General features: G+C 68.0%; 18 protein-coding genes. 8 read left to right on the forward strand and 10 right to left on the reverse strand.

Translation table 11 applies throughout. The annotated features are described in order from the left end of the window. Window positions 1-144 precede the first annotated feature (144 nt). The gene (locus RUR_RS11570; RefSeq protein ID WP_283134986.1) at window positions 145-1,341 is read left to right on the forward strand and encodes a cytochrome P450 family protein; all 1,197 of its coding nucleotides are present in this window, start codon (window positions 145-147) and stop codon (window positions 1,339-1,341) included. A gap of 264 nt (window positions 1,342-1,605) precedes the next feature. Here the strand turns inward: RUR_RS11570 and RUR_RS11575 are convergent, their stop codons facing one another. Further along, on the reverse strand, window positions 1,606-2,601 hold the full coding sequence (locus RUR_RS11575; protein WP_283134987.1) for a CU044_5270 family protein: 996 nt from the start codon (window positions 2,599-2,601) through the stop codon (window positions 1,606-1,608). After that, complete coding sequence (locus tag RUR_RS11580) at window positions 2,594-3,184, reverse strand: RNA polymerase sigma factor (protein WP_283134988.1); 591 nt, start codon at window positions 3,182-3,184, stop codon at window positions 2,594-2,596. Before RUR_RS11580 ends, RUR_RS11575 begins: the two co-directional genes overlap by 8 nt. Window positions 3,185-4,086: 902 nt before the next feature. Between RUR_RS11580 and RUR_RS11585 the strand changes: the two genes are divergently transcribed. The 6 genes from RUR_RS11585 (at window position 4,087) to RUR_RS11610 (ending at window position 9,418) form a co-directional block, all read left to right on the forward strand. Further along, window positions 4,087-4,479, forward strand: a complete 393-nt coding sequence (locus RUR_RS11585) for a GntR family transcriptional regulator (RefSeq protein ID WP_283134989.1) — start codon at window positions 4,087-4,089, stop codon at window positions 4,477-4,479. Continuing rightward, entirely contained in the window at window positions 4,476-5,366 is an 891-nt protein-coding gene (locus RUR_RS11590; RefSeq protein ID WP_283134990.1) for an ABC transporter ATP-binding protein, read from the forward strand. Before RUR_RS11585 ends, RUR_RS11590 begins: the two co-directional genes overlap by 4 nt. Next, the gene (locus tag RUR_RS11595) at window positions 5,363-6,421 is read left to right on the forward strand and encodes an ABC transporter permease (protein ID WP_283134991.1); all 1,059 of its coding nucleotides are present in this window, start codon (window positions 5,363-5,365) and stop codon (window positions 6,419-6,421) included. The genes RUR_RS11590 and RUR_RS11595 overlap by 4 nt, the downstream gene beginning before the upstream one ends. Further along, window positions 6,418-7,839, forward strand: coding sequence for a S41 family peptidase (locus tag RUR_RS11600; protein ID WP_283134992.1), 1,422 nt, complete (start codon window positions 6,418-6,420; stop codon window positions 7,837-7,839). The genes RUR_RS11595 and RUR_RS11600 overlap by 4 nt, the downstream gene beginning before the upstream one ends. 12 nt (window positions 7,840-7,851) lie before the next feature. Next, window positions 7,852-9,006, forward strand: coding sequence for an alpha/beta hydrolase family protein (locus tag RUR_RS11605; protein WP_283134993.1), 1,155 nt, complete (start codon window positions 7,852-7,854; stop codon window positions 9,004-9,006). Between the two features lie 253 nt (window positions 9,007-9,259). Continuing rightward, entirely contained in the window at window positions 9,260-9,418 is a 159-nt protein-coding gene (locus tag RUR_RS11610; RefSeq protein ID WP_283134994.1) for a hypothetical protein, read from the forward strand. 82 nt (window positions 9,419-9,500) lie between these two features. Here the strand turns inward: RUR_RS11610 and RUR_RS11615 are convergent, their stop codons facing one another. The 7 genes from RUR_RS11615 to RUR_RS11650 form a co-directional block, all read right to left on the reverse strand. Further along, window positions 9,501-9,911, reverse strand: coding sequence for a hypothetical protein (locus RUR_RS11615; RefSeq protein ID WP_283134995.1), 411 nt, complete (start codon window positions 9,909-9,911; stop codon window positions 9,501-9,503). Window positions 9,912-10,664: 753 nt separating this feature from the next. Continuing rightward, window positions 10,665-12,026 carry an SPFH domain-containing protein gene (locus tag RUR_RS11625; RefSeq protein ID WP_283134996.1) on the reverse strand — a complete coding sequence of 454 codons (1,362 nt, stop codon included), beginning with the start codon at window positions 12,024-12,026 and terminating at the stop codon, window positions 10,665-10,667. A gap of 229 nt (window positions 12,027-12,255) precedes the next feature. Beyond that, complete coding sequence (locus tag RUR_RS11630) at window positions 12,256-13,383, reverse strand: FAD-dependent oxidoreductase (protein WP_283134997.1); 1,128 nt, start codon at window positions 13,381-13,383, stop codon at window positions 12,256-12,258. Window positions 13,384-13,432: 49 nt separating this feature from the next. Next, on the reverse strand, window positions 13,433-13,639 hold the full coding sequence (locus tag RUR_RS11635) for a hypothetical protein (RefSeq protein ID WP_283134998.1): 207 nt from the start codon (window positions 13,637-13,639) through the stop codon (window positions 13,433-13,435). Between the two features lie 387 nt (window positions 13,640-14,026). Further along, window positions 14,027-14,509 carry a hypothetical protein gene (locus RUR_RS11640; RefSeq protein ID WP_283134999.1) on the reverse strand — a complete coding sequence of 161 codons (483 nt, stop codon included), beginning with the start codon at window positions 14,507-14,509 and terminating at the stop codon, window positions 14,027-14,029. Further along, the gene (locus tag RUR_RS11645) at window positions 14,506-15,924 is read right to left on the reverse strand and encodes a sensor histidine kinase (protein WP_283135000.1); all 1,419 of its coding nucleotides are present in this window, start codon (window positions 15,922-15,924) and stop codon (window positions 14,506-14,508) included. The genes RUR_RS11640 and RUR_RS11645 overlap by 4 nt, the downstream gene beginning before the upstream one ends. Next, window positions 15,921-16,595: a response regulator transcription factor gene (locus RUR_RS11650; RefSeq protein WP_283135001.1), complete on the reverse strand. Its 675-nt coding sequence runs from the start codon at window positions 16,593-16,595 to the stop codon at window positions 15,921-15,923. The genes RUR_RS11645 and RUR_RS11650 overlap by 4 nt, the downstream gene beginning before the upstream one ends. 142 nt (window positions 16,596-16,737) lie before the next feature. Here RUR_RS11650 and RUR_RS11655 point away from each other — a divergent pair, with 142 nt between their 5' ends. Beyond that, on the forward strand, window positions 16,738-17,229 hold the full coding sequence (locus RUR_RS11655; protein WP_283135002.1) for a hypothetical protein: 492 nt from the start codon (window positions 16,738-16,740) through the stop codon (window positions 17,227-17,229). Window positions 17,230-17,503: 274 nt separating this feature from the next. On the opposite strand, the gene RUR_RS11660 is transcribed toward RUR_RS11655, so the two are convergent. Further along, window positions 17,504-18,412 carry a LysR family transcriptional regulator gene (locus RUR_RS11660; RefSeq protein ID WP_283135003.1) on the reverse strand — a complete coding sequence of 303 codons (909 nt, stop codon included), beginning with the start codon at window positions 18,410-18,412 and terminating at the stop codon, window positions 17,504-17,506. Window positions 18,413-18,504: the final 92 nt, after the last annotated feature.

Genomic DNA, 18,504 nt, shown 5'->3' on the forward strand with positions numbered 1-18,504 from the left:
CCCTAGCCAATGCTGGGTTTCCGCATGGGAAAAGGCGCGTCCGCCGCCCGTCCGTATGGGTGAGGCAAGGGAATTCCGCGGCCCGCTCTCTTACATCCCGGCTTCGGAAAACCATCGCTCCATCACTGCAACAAGGATCGGCACATGACCACGTTCCCGGTGTTCACTCCGGAGTTCTTCCAGCACCCCTACCCCATGTACCAGAAGCTCAGGGAGGAGCACCCGGTTCACCGGACGAGGTTCCCCTTCACCGATGTCGACGTCTGGCTGGTCAGCAGGTACGAGGACGTCAGGGAGGGGCTCCGGGACGCCCGCCTCTCCAGCGACTACCGCAACGCGCCCCCGGCCTTCCACGCCGCCGGGCTGGCGTTCGGCGGCGACACGGTGGCGGCCCGTACCATGCTCAACCTGGACGCGCCTGACCACACGCGCGTACGGAAGTTGGCGACCGCGACCTTCAGCGCGCGGCGGATCGCCGAGTGGGCGGAGAGCATCGAGACGATCGTGGCGGAGCTTCTCGACGCCGTGCCCGCCGGCGAGGCCGTGGACGTCCTGGACCGGGTCGCCACCCCGCTATCGGTCAAGGTGATCTGCGAGATCATCGGGGCTCCGCCCAGCGACGCCGCCACTCTCCGCAACTGGGCGGACGCGATCTTCGCCGCCGACCCGGCCCAGCGCCCCCAGGCGGCCAAGGCCGTGGACTCCCTGATCGACTACTCGGCCGCGCTCATCGCAGACAAGAAGCGCCACCTTGACACCGACCTCATCTCGGACCTGATCAGAGCGACCCCCGAACTGATCAGCGAGGACGAACTGCTCGCCACCGTCCTCGGCCTCGTCGTGGCCGGGTACGAGACGACCATCGCCCTGGCCGGCGACATCTTCCTGGCGCTGCTCGACCACCCGGAGCAGGCGGCCCTGCTCCGCCGGGACCCCTCCCTCATCGAGGCTGCCATCGAGGAGGTCCTCCGGTACGACGGCCCGACGGCGTCCTCCTTCTGGCGCTTCCCCACCGAGGACCTGGAGATCGCGGGAATTCCGATCGCGACCGGCGAGCCCGTCCTGTTCCTGATCGGATCGGCCCACCGCGACCCCGCCCGCTACCCCGACCCAGACCGCTTCGACATCCTCCGTGAGGACAAGCGGCACCTCGCGTTCGGCCACGGTATCCACCACTGCCTGGGCGCGCAGCTGGCCCGGCTGGAATCCCGGATTCTCCTCACCAGGACCTTGGAGCGGTTCCCGTCGATGGCCCTGGCGATTCCCCGCGCGGACGTCGTGTTCAAGCCCTCCCTGATCGTCCGCGGCCCGGCGTTCCTGCCCGTCGTCTTCACGAAGTGACCGCTTGACGAACTGACCGCTTGACGAACACCGCCACACGGACTGACCGCTTTACGAAGCGATCGAGGAATCCACCGGCTCCGTGCGCGTGACCACACACGCGCACGGAGCCGGTTTCATGTCCCGGAGCCGTACTCGGGGAGTGAAGGTCGGATTCAACGGTTCGCCTCGCCGACGCGTATGGGCGTACGGAACCCAGGAGGATCGGCAGGCGAATGATGACCCCCGTCCGTGGAGTTCATCGCGAGTTCTTAGTCCGACAAGCTACTCGGGAATGTCGCCTGGCTTGTCCACGACGCCCGCCGCGACTACGGCACTGGCGTAAGAGCTCCCCGCAGGGGTGATGATGTGGCCGTCGAAGACCTCGTCCCGCAAAAAGTCCACTCTTCTACCAAGAAACTCGTAAGTTGTGGCGTCGAACACAAGATACGACCTGGACGTCACCTGGCCGTTCGCGTCACTCCTAAGGATGGAGCCTGAAGCGCTCTTCTCGTAGGCGATGCCAATGCCTGCCCGGCCCGCCGCGTCACGTACGCCGGAGTCCACCCGTACGCCCGGGATCTCGGCGAGGGCACGGAAGATCGCACCCCGCAGCCTGGGCGGCACAGGGACCTCCTGATAAAGGTAGACGGACAGCACCCGGAAGGCCCGCGCATCTGGATGCTCCTCACGGCCCGCTTCTTCCTCCGCCTTGTTCATCCAGAACCGGTCGGCCTTGACGTGAGCCAGCAGCCGGTCGGGATCGGTGGGTAGTTCGGCCAGCTTGGCTGCGAACTCGCGCGGGGTCAGGTTGTCGTCGTTCGGGTCCGGCACGTAATGGCGCTGCTCTATCGCCCCTTGCCCATGGCGCGAAGCCTGTTGTGTGCCGTCGTAGCGGGTCCAGTACTCCTCGACGAGGGGTGCCGCATCGTCTGGTTGCCTGACCATGAGCTTCCAGTACAGCCATTGATCGACGCGGGGTGTCGGGGAAGGCGTGTGCCGTTCGGACACCTGCGCGGCTCGCCTCAGCACTATCTCCGCGCGCATGGGCTTGGTCTCGTTGGTGACGGCCGGCAGCAGCCGCACGCCCGGGGTCGGCGGCGAGCCGATGCCGCTCACCACCACCGCAATGCCCACCGCACCGACAACCATCGCGAGCAGGGGCGGCGCAAGCCGGAACCGGCGGCGCTTCAGCGCCCGAGCGCGCAGGGCGTTCAGCCGGTCGGCGCCGGGCTCCGGCGCGTCCGCTCGCATGCCGCCCAGCAGTTTCAGATCATCCACAGGTGGCCTCCTCCTCTTGAACGGCGGACGGGTCGGCTCCACCCAGGGCCGCACGGGTCTTCTTCCGAGCTCGGTGCAGGCGCGAACGCACCGTGCCGACGGGGATGCCGAGTGCCTGCGCCACCTCCTCGTAGCTGAAGTCGGCCCAGGCGACCATCAGCAGTACCTCGCGGTCCTCGGGCGACAGCACCGCGAGCGCTTCCGCCAGCTCCCGATGTACCGCCGAGGCCGACACACGGGCCTCCACCCGGTCGGCGTAGCTCTCCGCCACCTCGTCCGCCCCCGTTCTGGCCAGCGCCAGATACGCTCTGACCTCGGTACGGCGGTGTTTGCCGATGAGGTTGGCGGCGATGCCGTACAGCCACGGGCGGGCATCGCGGTGAGCGGTGTCGTAGTGCCTGAGCCGGCGGAAAGCCGCCAGGAACGTCTCGGCCACGACGTCGTCAGCCAGCGAGTCGCCCAGCCGACGGGTCACGTATCGGTGGAGCGCGGGGGCGTGCCGGTCGAACAATACGGAGAAGGCGGCGGGATCACGCCGGGCACGATCGATCACCTCCGCGTCATCCGGTGAATGGATGATCAAGCTTGAGCTCCGTTCCTTAGGGCTGATCACCTCCTTTCACCCGATACCAGGAATCGAGTTCTCATCGCATCGCGCTGCGGACCAGGTTCATGACGGAACTCCGGAATGTTCTCGGAGAAGAGGGCGAGGAGGTGGCACTTTGGCACCTCCTCGCCCTCTCGGACTTGTAGCAGCTGGTTGCGGCTAGGGCGTGATGGACACCCAGAACGGGTTCCCCTCGCCGACCGTGGGACACATGTGAGTCATGCCGGTGGCTATCAGAGGCTGCTCAAGCAGGTGGAGCATCTGGTGGTGGCCACCCGCTGAAGATTGCCCTCGGTTGCCCGGACAGGATTTCCGGCACTGATGCGATCCCAGAGGCCGGGCTCCGGACTGCGGATCCAGCCCCAGCTGGGGGCCACGACATCGGCCTCGGTCATGTGATCGCATGCGCCGGGCAGGTGTGCCATCCTTCGCGACGAGATCAGGATGGTGTCTGGGGCGAACTTGGCCCAGCGGACGGGCTCCAAGGCGTCTACTGCACGCCGCGGCGCCCCGGAACCCGGCAATTCACAGGCGCAACCCTCGCCCATGATCAGTTCACACCGATCACAACGCTTCACGCGCATCTCCAAACTCGCCGAATGATCGGAAGCACATGATCTCGCCGTACACCGACAAAACGACAACTGGGGCGACCTGTTCTGATGTGCCCTGCGTTCCCTGAGGAGCGGCTGCCTAGAGCCGGAGTACTTGGCTTCTATGGCCGGTTCGACCTCGGAAGCCGGACAGTGAACGAGCTCGGTGGCCTGGAACAGGTATGGACCGCTTCGCCGGCGGGGCGATGTCTGGAGAGCGATCCTTATGATCCCTTAACATGTAGAAGTCTAAAGTGCTAGCAAGCTAGATAAATGGGGAAATCGATGATCGAGTTCCATCTGGACAACAGGTCGGGTGTTTCGCCGTATCTGCAACTGGTTCAGCAGGTACGGCACGCGCTACGGCTCGGCCTGCTACGCGAGGGCGACCAGCTGCCGACCGTCAAGGAGGTCGTGGCGCACCTGGCGATCAACGCCAACACCGTCCTGAAGGCCTATCGCGAACTTGAGCACGAGCGCCTGGTCGCCGCCCGGCCGGGGATCGGAACGTTCGTGACCGCGACGCTCACCAACGCCTCGCTGGCCGCGCACGGCCCGCTCCGGCTGGAGCTACAGCGCTGGCTGGCCAAGGCCCGCCGGGCCGGCCTCGACGAGGAGAGCATCGAAGCCCTGTTCATGACCACATTTCAGACAACCGCTCAGGAGGACATAGCGTGACTTCTTCTGTCCTGGAGGCCCAAAAACTGGGCAGGAAATATGGCAGACGATGGGCGCTGCGCGACTGCACCATCGAGATCCCTTCGGGCCACGTCGTCGGGCTGGTGGGCCCCAACGGGGCCGGCAAGACCACACTGCTGAAGCTGGCCAGCGGCCAGCTCGAAGCGACGGAGGGCGCCGTCACCGTGCTCGGCGACCGGCCCGCGGCCACGCCCGCGCGGTTGGCCAGGATCGGGTTCGTCGCCCAGGACACCCCCGTCTACTCCGGGCTGAGCATCGCCGACCACCTGCGGCTGGGCGCACGGCTCAACCCTCGCTGGGACGCCGCCATGGCGCAGGAGCGCATCGCGCGTCTCGGACTGGCTCCCGACCAGCGGGCCGGCAAGCTGTCGGGCGGCCAGCGCGCCCAGGTCGCCCTCACCCTGGGCCTGGCCAAGCGGCCCGAACTGCTGATCCTGGACGAGCCGGTCGCCGCGCTCGACCCGCTGGCCCGCCGCGAGTTCATGCAGGGACTGATGGAGGCCACCGTCGAACACGAGTTCAGCGTGGTGCTCTCCTCCCACCTGGTCTCCGACCTGGAACGGGTCTGCGACTTCCTGGTCGTGCTCGTCGACTCCCGCGTCCAGGTGGCGGGAGAGACCGACAAGCTGCTGGCCACCCATTACCGGCTCACCGGCCCGCGCCGCGACACCGACCGGCTCCCCGCCGACCAGCAGGTGATCTCCGCCAGCCACACCGACCGGCAGAGCACGTTCGTGGTCCGTACCGACTCCCCGATCCACGACCCCGCCTGGACGGTCACCCAGCTCAACCTGGAGGACCTCGTCCTGGCCTACATGGACAAGCACACCGCCGACCGGCGAGCCGCCCTGGAGGTGCAGCGATGATCTGGCTGACCTGGCGTCAGTTCCGCGGCTCGGCCGCGATGATGGCCGCCGTACTCGCCGTACTCGCCGTCGTCCTGGCCGTGACCGGCCCGGGACTGGCCTCCGCCTACTCCGCCGGGATCGCCGACTGCAGCACAAACAACACCTGCGACCGCTTCTACAACCTCTTTTTCAGCCAGTACAACCTCCCGTTCATGGCCCTGACCTTCGTCGTGCTGATCCTGCCCGCCCTCGCCGGGCTCTTCTGGGGAGCACCGTTGATCACCCGCGAGCTGGAGGCGGGCACGCACCTGCTGGTGTGGAACCAGAGCATCACCCGCGGCCGTTGGCTGGCGGTCAAGCTCGGGCTCACCGGCCTGATCTCCGTGGTCGCCGCCGGCCTAGGCGGCCTCATGGTGACCTGGTGGTCCGCCCCCCTGGACGAGTCGGCCAGCGAGGGCATGGCCTTGATGGCCCCTCTGGTGTTCAGCGCCCGCGGCATCGCCCCGATGGGGTATGCGGCATTCGCTTTTGTCCTCGGCGTGACCGTGGGCATATTGGTGCGCCGCACGCTGCCCGCCATGGCCGTCACGTTGGCCGTCTTCGCCGCGATCCAGCTCGCCTTGCCGGCGATGGTCCGTCCCCATCTGATGGCCCCGGTGACCGCGACCTTCGAGCTCGGCCCGGCGAACGTGGACAGCCTCAACATCCCTCGGGAGGGAGGCTCGGCCCCGCAGCTGTTTTTGCGGGAGGCAGTGCCCGGCAAGCTCGGTTCCTGGGTCCTGGCCAGCGAACTGCTCGACCCATCCGGACGCGTGGTCCCCGGCGGCACCGGCGGCACCGGAGCCGTCATCAACGTCTCCTCGACGTCAGGACCCTGCTCACCGAAGAGTGGCGCGGGCGCCGAAGACGGCTGCATGGGCGAGGTCAACCGCCTCGGGTACCGGCAGCAGGTTACCTACCAGCCCCTTGAGCGCTTCTGGCTCTTCCAGTGGATCGAGACCGGGATCTACGCCCTGCTCACCATCGGCCTGACGTGGTTGTCCTTCCGGTGGATCCGGAGGCGCGTATCATGACCGCCATCAGGGCCGTGACCGCCGGGCTCGCCCTCCTGCTGGCCGCGGCCTGTACGGCACCGACGACGCCGCGCAGCCAGTCGAGATCGTCGGGCGCCACGGTCTGCGCAAAGCCTTCGGGCCGTCTCCCGGCACAGACGCCCACCACGATCGACGTCATCGAGCAGGCGTACCACTGCATCCTCGGCAACTACTACAGCGGCTCCACGATGGACGCCCGCTCGCTGCTCACCGCCGGCTTCGTCGCGTTGACGCGGGAGCTCAACCTCAACGGACGTGATGTCGCCGATGCGACCATGCCGGCGCTGACCGGTGACCGGAAAGCCGACTGGACCGCGTTCGAGGCCGTCTACCGGAAGGTCACCGATCAGGTTCCCGATCTGCGTGACAAGCTGGCCGTCGTCACCCTGGAGGCGATCGTGGCCTCCCTCGGCGACAATCACGCCAGCTGGGCGCACGGCGGCGGAGGGCGACCCCCCGACTTCTACGACGGTGACGGTTACGGCCTGGGCCTCCAGGCGAACGTCAACGGGCCCCAGGTGGACATCAACCCCGGCACCGCACTTCCTCCGCTGTTCGTCACCACGGTGGAGGGCGGCGCGGCGCAGGCCGCCGGGCTGCGTCCGGGCGACATCATCGAATCGATCGACGGATCGGCGCCCTTCATCGACGGGAAACTCACCCCCGTGATCGCCGCGCTCTACCCGCGGTACCCCGAAGCCGACCCGGTCGAGCTGCGGCTTTCGCGGCCGGGCACCGGCCGCCGCTGGAGCGTGACGCTCAAGCCCGGCGTCTACCAGCGGGATCTGGCCACCCTGCAAGGGGTGACGTCGAAGTTGCTGGAAGGCGGCATCGCCTATGTGCGGTTGCGCGGGTTCGCTCCCGACGCCGCGGAACGGGTCTTCAGGGCGATCTCCAGGCTGCGCACCGGCCGGACGCTCACCGGTGTGGTGCTTGACCTGCGGGGTAACGGCGGCGGCAAAGCCCCTGAAGCGATCCGGCTGGCGAGCGGCTTCGTCCATGGCAAGGTCACCGCCTACATGTGCACCGTGGACGCCAAGTGCGAAGCCCTGCGGACCGACGACACCGTCGAACTGCTCAACCTGCCGCTTGCGGTGCTCACCGACCGCGGTTGTGCCTCGGCGTGTGAGCACTTCAGCTCCACGGTCAAGGATCTGGGCATCGGCCACCTGGTCGGCACCAGGACGGCCGGTCTCATCTCCGGCCCCGCGGAGCCGTTCCAGCTCAGCAACAACACCATGCTGGCCTTCCCCACCAGGCATCACCTGGGGCCGGGCCGCGAGACGATCGACCGGATCGGCGTGCCGCCCGACCACCACGTGCCCCTGACCCCGCAGGACGCCGCAGCCGGGCGCGACCCCGCCCTGGCCAAGGCGCTGACCCTGCTGGAGAAGTGAATGGACCTCTCGATGAGACGGATCCTGGCAGTCGCCGCCGGACTGGTTGTCCTCGCCGCGTCAGCCTGCTCCGCGCCCGCACCGCCTCGGTCGGCCACCGGCCCGTCGCCCACACCCACCGGCCCGGCCGTCCTGCCCGCGACCAGCGGCGCCCATCCGGTCGGCACCACCATCCTGCATGTGAACGACACCTCCCGCCCCGATCCCTGGAACCTGGACGTCGCAACCAGGGAGCTCAAGGTCACCCTGTGGTATCCGACCAAGCAGAAGGAGGGGGAGCGGGCGCCGTACATGACGCCGAAGGAGTCGGAGCTCTTCCTGAAGGGCTCCGGGATCGCGGGCGTGCCGTCCGACACGCTGAGCAAGACGCGGACGAACGCCATCAAGGACGCCGAACCCGCGGGGGAGAAGCTTCCGCTGGTGGTGCTCTCTCCCGGCTGGACCAAGCCGTTGAGCTCGCTCACGTCCCTTGCCGAGGACATGGCCAGCCGGGGGTACGTCGTGGCCGGAATCGACCACACCTACGAGAGCCACGTCACGACCTTGTCCGATGGGCGGGTCGCCGAATGCATCGCGTGCGACAACGACACCGATCCGGGCTTCGGCACGCGGGTGGTTCAGGGCCGGGCGGACGACGTCTCCTTCGTGCTCGACCAGTTGCCGATGAAGTGGGACGGTTCCGGCCTGATCGACCGCTCCAGAATCGCGATGGTCGGCCAGTCGATGGGTGGGGCCGCCGCCATGGCAGCCATGGTCAAGGACTCCCGTGTACGCGCCGGGATCGACATGGACGGCACCACCTACGCCCGGATTCCCAAGAGCGGGTTCTCCCGGCCGTTCATGTTCATCGGTTCGGAGTTGCATGTCCCCGGTCATGATGCTTCGTGGGACCGTGACTGGAAGCTGCTGACCGGGTGGAAGCGCTGGGTCGTGGTGAAGGACACGGTCCACCAGGCGTTCACCGACCTCCCGCTGCTCGGGCCCTTCCTCGGCGTCGCGCCCGAACCCGGCGTCCTGCCCGCGGAGCGCGGCGCCGAGATCGCCCGCGCGTACGTGGCGGCCTTCCTCGACGAGCATCTCAAGGGGGGACGGCAGCCCCTCCTGGAGGAGCCGTCATCCCGCTACCCCGAGGTCGAGCTGTGCCCGGAGCATTGCGGTAAGTCATGAGCCCGGCGCACTTCCTGAACCATCGGGGGATTCCGGCCACAGCTCGCCCGGACTCAGAAGACGCGAGAAGAGAGCCACACCGCGCGCCGCCCGTCCTGAAGGAAGAAAGTTCCAAGACCCACCGGTCGACACCCCGGAGCGGTTCAGTACGACCTTGGGTCAGACGCTCCGCTCCGACGAGGACCGCAGTCGGCTCGGCTCGGCGCATGACCCAACTCGACCGGCAGCACCTCGATCGCAACCCGATCACGGGATGGTGCGCAGCAACGGCGTGCCGTCGTTCCCCGACCCCGACGCTGACGGCGCTTTCAAACTCGACGGCAACGTCGACGCAGCACAGCTCAAGAAGGCCGAGGAGGCATGCAAGCAGTACCAGCCGAAGGGCGTCCCGGGCGCGACCCCCAGTGGTTGAGCGTGATCCGCCGGACGGTCACGCTGGAAGAATTGGAAGACCACCATAGAGCGTGCCGGAATTCCGGGGCCGCACGAAGGTTTCACGAGCCGGAATGAGGCTCACCGTGGAAACCTCTGCGCAGTTCCCGGAGAGAGAAGACGCTCAGGATAAGAGGCAGCAACCATAGGAATGCCTTCACGGCGATCACGATGGACTGCTGTGTCTCCCATGTCTCCCCTCTGAGCTGTGCTTCCACCTGTCCCCAGAGACTTGAGGTCATCATGCCCGTGGCATAGGCGCTCGCTGCCAGCATCAGTGGCCAGCTGATGCGGGCCGACCGGATGAGTGCTACCGCAGCTGTCACCAACAGGATGCCTGCGATGTAGTCCTCCAGGATCGTGACGGACGTCGTCCCCCATGCGTCAATGCCTCGCCGGGCCGTTTCGAGGATGATGAACAGGAGGCCGAGGATTGCGGAGGAGGTAGCGCTGAAGCGGGCGATGGGTGACATGGGCGACTCCAGGAGTTTCTGAGCGGATTTCTTCGTATAGCCAGGAAGATCGGGGCTTGAGCATGGAGGTCAGGCGAGGGCGTCGGCGAAGCGCGACCCACCGCTCGGCCCCGAGGCGAGCCCGCCGACGGCGATACCGCCCAAACCGCGGCCAGATACTCCCCGGTCAACTCTTCATCTGGTGGGGCGACGTGCTGCCGTGGGGTGCCCGTACCGAACCTGATCAGCGGCGCTCCTCGTGCCGCGTGCCGTGTGAGAAAAAACTGAATCATTGTGAGGTGCGCGTGAGGGGTGGGTTGTGTCCAAAGCGCCATCAACCAGCCACCGAGTGAACGCGACGTTGAACGGAGGGAAGGTCTACGTTTCGAAGCAAGTACTACAGCTTGTTGAGCCGGCCTTTCCAACTGCGATTGGTTAGGGCGCGGGTCTGGTGCAGTGTGTTGGGGCTGCGACCAGGCCAGGGCATCAGCGAGCGGGCGGGCGATCACGGTGGTCGGGTTTGCCGGGAGACGGCGGATTTCCGCTTATGTGACGTGGACCAGGTCGCTCGGGCTTTTGGGCGTGTACGGCGTGGGCGAGCACCGCGAGGGCGATGCGACAGTGCCAGGAATTGTAAGGGCGGACCTGATATTGGTCCAGGCCACCCTCATTCTTGGCGGCTTGGAAGGGGCAAGACGCGGCCACGGCGGCGGCGAGGCCCACACAACCCCGGCACGATCCTCGCTTGCGAGCACACCCCCTGAGCCTCGATGATCAGGTATTCGGACGGTCGGCGTCGACCGCGGAACGCAGCGCACCGACCACAGTGGCGATTTCGGCCAGGAGGCCCGACACAGTGGTCCGGTCGCCGCCGTTGATCGACACCGTGCGCAGTTCCTCCGGCTTGGGTAACCTCGCCATGATCTCTGGCAGCGAGCCGATCAACCTGGCCTGCAGGCTGGCCGGGGTCTGGTGGTTCTCGATGTCGGCACGCATTCGCGTACGTTCCATTTCAAGCAGCGCCCGCTGGTGGTCGGATTGCACCTGGGAGCGGGCCAGTTCCAGTTCGCCGTCGAGCTCCAGTCGCTTGAGCTCCTGCTCCCGCTCGATCCGGAGCCTGCCGGTCTCGGCCTCCTCGGCGTGCCGTTCGCGCTCCATCCGCAGCGCGTGCCGGGTGGTCTCGGTCTCCAGTTCCGCCACCGACCTGGCATCGTCGTGCTCTCGCTGGGTGCGCCGCAGTCGCTCGGCCGTCTCGGTGTCGAACTCCCACGCCGCGTTGTGGGCGCGCAGTCCGGCAAGTTCTCGCTCGTACTCCAGGCGCTGGGTCTCCGTGAGCCGTTCGGCTGCCATCTCACGCTGTGCGACGGCCTCGTTGGCCTGCAACTCGGCCAGCCGGGCGATCTGGTCCTGCTCAGCCCGGTATGGCTTCTGCAGGTTCTCCCAGAGTCGTGACGAGCTGACGACGGCCTCCTTGATCTGGACGGTGACGATGCGCAGGCCGAGCCCTTGGTCGCTGTTGTCCTCGCCCTCGGCCACCGCGCGCAGCCGGGCGGTCAGTTCCTCGATGATGGGCTGCTTGTCGCTGAGCACGTCGCGTACGCCGATGGTCGCGACCTTATCCTTGATCGCTGCCTCCGCCTGCTCCCGCAGTTGGAGGTTGACCAGCCGCATCGGGTCCTCCGCGTCACCGAAGTCCAGTTTGCGGTAGGCAGTGCCGAAATCCTGGATGATCCACTGCACATAGCCCTGCACCAGCACGCCCTGCAGTTCCCGGCAGATGCAGTACGCGTTGATCAGGATGGTCTGGATGGCCCCTGGCACCACCAGGAAGGAGTCGGTGGCGGGATTGAAACGGAACGATACTCCGAGCCCCATGTGCAGCGGCTTGACCTGGCCGCGCCGGGTGTGCACCACGAAGGCGTTGGGCGGCACGAGCACGTTCTTCCAGCGCCAGAAACCGGTGATCCTTATATCCACCGACCCCGGTGTCGACTTCTCGGCTCTGACTTCGCCGAGCGCCCGGTCACGCTTGGCCAGCGGGCTCGCCCGCCTGGGTGCCTTGAGATCATCCTCAAGCACCGCCTGCTGCGCGACGACCTGATCCAAGTAGGCGTTGCCTCTGTCGGCGGTGCTCATCGTCTCCTCCGCCACTGCTCGTGATCACCGACGAGTCTCGCCCAAGCCGACGAGTCACCGCAACCGTTATGCACTCTGACAATTTGGTGGACGGGACAGCCGCCTCGAACCTGGGCACGGCCGGTTCAGATACGTCCTGGCCCCGACCCCAAGTTCGAACGAGACAGGATGATCTACAGGTGATCAATCACCTGATCGAGTTCGCGCAACTTCACGCTGAAGCCGTCGATCAGGGTGCGGACCTGGTTCGGCGCCGTTGGTCGACATCGGGAAACGAGCCGTCGCCGAACAGTATTCGCGCCGCCACGGCACGACCTGCACGACCGCGTAGCGCGGCCACAGCTGCCTCTACCGCGGCAGGTGATCGCATGCCGGCGAATATACCGCGCAGCAACAGTCGCCCGCGGAACCGAGTCCGCAGCGCGCCCCCGTCGTACGCACGCAAAACGTGTTGGTCTCCGGTTCGCAGATAGGCGACGGTGACCGCTGCGGCCAACTCGGACATGCGTAGACAAGGATCCAGTCCGCCGGCCGTGAGCGGCGACACCGCACCTGCCGCGTCGCCCACGAGGAGCCCGGCTGGGCATACCAACCGTTTTAGCACGCCGCCGACCGGGATCGGACCACCTCGACGCTCGATCGGCCCGGTTGGCGCCGCGCGGCCGGGCGCGTCCGCGGCGAAGGCGTCCAGCAGATGGCGGACGCCGGTGCGCATCGCGTCCGGATAACCCGCGACGCCGACGTGCGTATGCCAGCCGTCGTCGATGACCCAGCCCAGGTATCCCGGGGCGATCCGAGGGTCCAGCACGCAGTGGAACGCCGGCACGGTGGTGCGCGACGCGATCGGGTGAACAATCTCGGCACCGACGAGAAAACGCCGGTTGACGTCGAGGCCGAGATCGCGGGCCACCCGGGAGCGGGCGCCGTCCGCGCCGATGATGAATCGGGCCACCACCGGTTCCGCGCCCGCGAACCGCACAGGACCCGTCGACGCTTCGATATACCGTACGCCCAGGTGGATCCGTGCCCCGGCCGACTCCGCGGTGCGGCGCGCATGCTCGTAGATGGCCGCCATGTCGGCCACGCGGTACTCGTCCCGGTCACTGGTAAGCCGGATCGGCGCCCGCCGCGACGGAGGATACAGCAGTACGTCCCGGATACCCGGCCCGAGTGCGGCGTCTGGCAGGTCGAAGTCATCGAGGGTACGGCGTACAAAGATCCCCGTAGTACGGACGCCGACCGACAGAGACCGGCGGCGGTCGACCACCATCACGTCCAGTCCCTGTTCCGCGAGTAGGCGGGCTGTGTGCAGACCGGCGAGGCCCGCACCCACGACCAGTACATCCACTGTCTGCATACCGGCATCCGTTCCATGTGGTCGGAATGACCCGAGAAGAGCCCACGGTTCACAGGTCGCGGCGCTGGAAGGCCATCCCCGCGAGCCCCAGTATGAGGACGATCCAGAGGCCGGTCCAGGCGAGGTAGGCAGAGGTGAGCGGGGTCCGGCTGAGGAACGGGGAGTTCCCGAATCCGGAGCCGACCTGCGTGAACAACCTCTGATCCTGGAAGGCGTACTTGGCCCCTCGCCACAGGCAGTCCGTTGGCAGCGGCATCTGGGAGGCGGTGCCGACCTGCGCCACACTGTCGTTGTCGAGGGCTTGGTCGACCGCGCCAGCGATCCAGGTGGCGCGAAGAGGGTCGGCAGCGCCACGGCTGCCGGTGTGCTCCCGCCATACCCAACAACGTCCATATCTGTAGAGCACCGCCGATGCCCCACATATGACAACGGCCGTCAGCTGCGGGGCCGGAATTCCAGAGAGTGCGGGTTGAAGATCGAGTACGTATCGTCGCCTGGGCGTGGGAGAAGACCGACACCGATGAGCACCTGCTGGCGCTGATGCTCGCGCTCAAGTGCTTTCAGCGGCTGGGCCGCTTCGCCAAGGCCCGCGAGGCGCAGCGGCCAGGGCCTTGGCGGCCTGGAAAGGGCCGCCCCGGGCAACTCACTTAAAGTCCTTGCAGCGCACCTGCCCCTTGTCCGGTACGGACACGAGCACGTCATCCACGTCCACGCCGCGCTTGGCGGCGGTGGCGGCGGCGATCGTGCAGACGAGCTGCCCGGTGGCCATCCGCGACAGGCGGGTGACCGGCGGCAGCCATCGGCCGCCCACCGGAATTGAGACGCCCTTGTCGAGCTTGAACCCGTCGTCGTTCACCCGGACGGTCATGTTCTTGGGCAGGCGGGTGACGAAGGAGCGCTCGCTTTCCTTCGAGGTGGGTCCGCCGGCCAGCAGCTCGACGGCTTCGGCGGCTTCGAGAGGGCCCTCGGGGCGGCTGACGGAGACGAGGCGGTCTTGCTGCACGAAGTACAGGCGGGTTCCCTGGACGAAGCCGCGGGCGGGCTCTCCGGCGCCGATCACGTCGGTGGGGCCGACTCCGCAGGCCGTACAGGCTGCCAGGAGCAGGGCGAGGGGCCAGGTTTTCACGGGCGGTTCCCCGGCGGGGTGGTTCTGAGGGGCGGTTCCTCGGCAGGGTGGTTCCTCGGCAGGGTAAGGGTGAAGACGGCTTCGGGGGTGACGGTCAGGTCGCCGCCGTGCAGGAGGGCGTTCTCGCGGGCGATGGCCAGGCCCAGGCCGCTGCCTTCGGAGCGGGCGCGGGCGGCGTCGGCCTTGTAGAAGCGCTCGAAGACGTGGGGGAGGACGTCGGCGGGCAGGCCCGGCCCATGGTCGGCGACCTCGACGGTGACGGCCTGGCCGGTGGCGCGCACCCGGACCGTGACGGGCGGTGCGCCGTGCCGCAGCGCGTTGCCGACGAGGTTGGCGACGATGACGTCCAGACGGCGTGGGTCGAGGGGAACACGAATGTCCGGCGGCAGGTCCGTGGTGACGTCGGCCATCCAGCCGCGTGAGCGCAGGCAGGCGGCGACGGCGGCGCCGACGTCCACGACGTCGAGGTTGAGCTGGGCGGCTCCGGCGTCGAAGCGGGAGATCTCCATCAGGTCGTCGACGAGCTTTGTGAGCCGGGCGATCTCGGAGGTGACCAGCCGGGCGGCGGTCCCGGCGTCGGCGTCCAGCCGGTCGGCGCCGGCTTCGAGGACGTCGGTCACGGCGGTGGCGGCGGCCAGCGGGGTGCGCAGCTCGTGGGAGACGTCGGCGACGAACCGCCGCGACCTGGCCTCCATCTCGCGCAGCTCGCCGACCGAGCGTTCCAGCGCGGCGGCGGTCTCGTTGAACCGTCCCGCCAACCGGGCCAGCTCGTCGCCGCCGCGCACGGGCAGGCGGGTCTCCAGCCGCCCTTCGCCAAGCCGCCGGGCCGCGTGGTCCAGGTCGGCGACCGGGCGCAGCACGCCGCGCGCGGCCAGCAGCCCGGCCAGCACCGCCAGGAGCAGGGCGGGCAGGGGCGCCGCCTGCGCGGCACGCAGCACGGTCGCCTCGTCGGAGGCGGCCTGCGCGAGCGACTCGACAAGATAGACGGTGATCCCCGAAGGCGTTCCGCCCGCGAGGAGCATGACCCTGCTGCCGCCCACGAGATACGGCACACCGTCGCGGGTCACCCGCTGCCAGGCCAGTTCCGGCCGCCGCTGAACGCGCGCGCGCAGTTCGGCGGTGATACGGGCGTCGCTGGGGATGGCGCCGTCCCTGACCACGTACACCTCGCGGTCGCCCACCTCGAGGTCCTCGGCCAGCAGAGCGAGCTCCTCATCGTCGGCGGGCAGTGCGACGTCGCGCGACAGCAGGAGCATCCGGTTCCTGAAGTCCTTCAGCAACCGATCCTGTACCCCGCCGAGCAGGTTGGCCCGTACCTCGTAGTAGGTCAGCCCGGCGGCCCCCACCGCGCTCAGCCCGCCCACCAGCACGAACGTGATCACCAGCCGGATCCGCAACCCCCGCAGCCAGCTCATACCGGCCCGAAGCGGTAGCCGAATCCGCGCACGGTCTGCACGTACCTCGGCTGGGCCGGCACGTCCTCGATCTTGGCGCGCAGCCGCTGCACGCACGCGTCCACCAGCCGCGAGTCGCCCAGGTAGTCGTGTTCCCACACCGACTCCAGCAGCTGCTGCCTGCTGAAGACCTGCCCGGGCGCGGCTGACAGATACAGCAGCAGCCGCAACTCCATCGGCGGTAGTGCGACCTGCCGCCCGCTCCTGCTCACGGTCAGGGAGGCGCGGTCCACGCACAGCGCGCCATAGCTCTCCACAGGAGAGGGCACACCGTCGGTACGGCGCAGCACCGCCCTGATCCGGGCCTCCAGCACCTGCGGCCGCACCGGTTTGACCACGTAGTCGTCCGCTCCGGCCTCCAGCCCGCCGACCACGTCGAAGTCGTCGCCCCGCGCACTCAGCATCACGATCGAGGTGGAGGCGGCCGCGCGGATGCGGCGGCAGACCTCGAACCCGTCGATGCCGGGCAGCATGAGGTCGAGCACGACCACGTCGGCGGCGAAGCGTGCCAGCCGCTCCAGCCCTTCTTCCCCGGATGCCGCCGATTCGACCTCGTGTTCCCTGCCCTTGAGGGCAAGTGCCAGCGCGTCCCTGACGTTCGGGTCGTCCTCGATCAGCAACACGCGAGCCATGTGTTCCAGTATCGGCGGCGTCGACTTGCGGTCTGTCCTGCTTTGGAGGCTATTACACGTTCATGACATGGCGCGGACGGGCCGATCACAGGAGCAGACCAGGGTGTTGGGGAGTCAGCGACCCGTTGGAGGACATGTGTTCATGACCAAGCGGCGCCTCGCCGTCCTGGCCGCCCTTCCCGTCTTGGCGATGAGTACGGCGTGCGGGGCCCAGAGCTTCGCCAGCGCGTCGAGCCCTTCCGTCTCGGCCACGGCCGGCTGGCACGAGACCGCGGTGAAGTTCGCCGGGTGCATGCGGGAGAACGGGATCGACATCCCGGATCCGGTCAAGGGGCAGGACATCGACACCAGCGCCGTGACCAAGGTCACCCAGGCCAAGCTCGACGCCGCCATGAAGGCGTGCAAGGAGTGGGACTCGGTGCTCCTCGGAGGCTCCGAGCCGTCCTCACCCGAGGACGACGCCAAGTTCGCCGCGTGGGCCAAGTGCCTGCGCGAGGGCGGCGTCTGGCAGCCCATCGACAAGGATGAGAAGAAGCCGGCCGGGTTCAAGGAGGTCAAGCCCAAATCGGCCGCCTGGCAGCGGGTCCACGACGGGTGCGCCTCCCTGCAGCCGCCCGCGCCGTACGAGAACTAGCCACCCGCGCGCTCTCGCCAGGCCATGCCCTACCCTCCGCGGGGACGAGGAGAGGGTTGGCGGGAGCACAGGCCGGCCCCGGCTCCTCGCGCCAGGAGCCGGGGCCGACCGAGGCGAATGGCCCCAGGCGCTCTAGACCACCCGCTCAACGCCGCGGGTGCCGATCCACCGCTACGAAGGATTCGACGCCGGGAGTGATTCGCGTTCTCGAAGCCGCACACGAACGTGGAGCTGAGCGGGAGCCGCACCCTGCGAGTGCTAAAACTCGGCCGGATCACAGGGCGAGTAGGTGGTCGGCGTCGTGGGGGACCGCTTGGCGTAGGGCTGCCAGGAAGTCGCCGAGGACCGGGTTTGCGTTGCCCTCCCGGTGGATGGCCAGCACGGTGCGGTGGGCGGCGGGGTGCGATCGCAGCGGTACGGCGGAGATGCGCTCGTCGGGTACGTGGCCGAGGGCGGGTACGACCGCGACGCCGCCCATGTGGGCGACCAGTTCGCGTACGACGTCGTAGTCGTTGCTGCGGAAGGCGATCGTGGGGGTGAACGCGGCGAACGCACACAGCCGGGCCAGCGAGAGATCCCCGGCCGTGCCCTCCCGGCTGGTGATCCACAAGCGGTCGGCCAGCCGCGACAGGCCGGGCGGTCCCGTCTCACCGGACGGGCGGAGCAGGAGCAGGTCTTCCCTGACCAGGGGGAGCGTCTTGACCCCGGGTGGCCACTGCCGGGGGATCAGCCCGTACTCGTAGACCAGCGCGATGTCGAGGTCGCCGTCGACGAGCGGGTCGAGCAGCGTCTCCGGCTCACCGTCATCCAGGGTGATCTCGACGCCGGGGCGGCGGCGCCGCAGGTCGGACAGCGCGGCGGGCACCAGGCGGACGCTCGCGGTGGTGAAGCTGCCCACCCGGAGTCGTCCGCTCAATCCCGTGGCGAGCCGTCGCACCTGGTAGTCGAATTCGTCGACGTCGGCGAGCATCCCCCGGCTCAGCTCGGCGAGGCGGTGCGCGACCGTCGTCGCCCGGATGCCGTGCGCCTCACGCTCGAAAAGCGTCAGGCCGGTCTCCTTCTCCAAAGCGGCGATCTGCTGCGACACCGCCGACGCGGTGTACCCGAGCTCCCGCGCGGCCGTCGCGAACGAGCCCGTCCGGTGGACGGCCTGGAAGGTCAGCAGGTGATGCAGCTTGTACACGTTCCTCCCAGCCCAAGGAATGCTAGCCCTAAGCTCAAAATATTAGCGTTCTACTTGCTCTTGGCACGACCGCGTCGAACCCCGCAAGGTTG

It is taken from the genome of Rhizohabitans arisaemae (assembly GCF_025996515.1).
Lineage (GTDB): Bacteria > Actinomycetota > Actinomycetes > Streptosporangiales > Streptosporangiaceae > Rhizohabitans > Rhizohabitans arisaemae.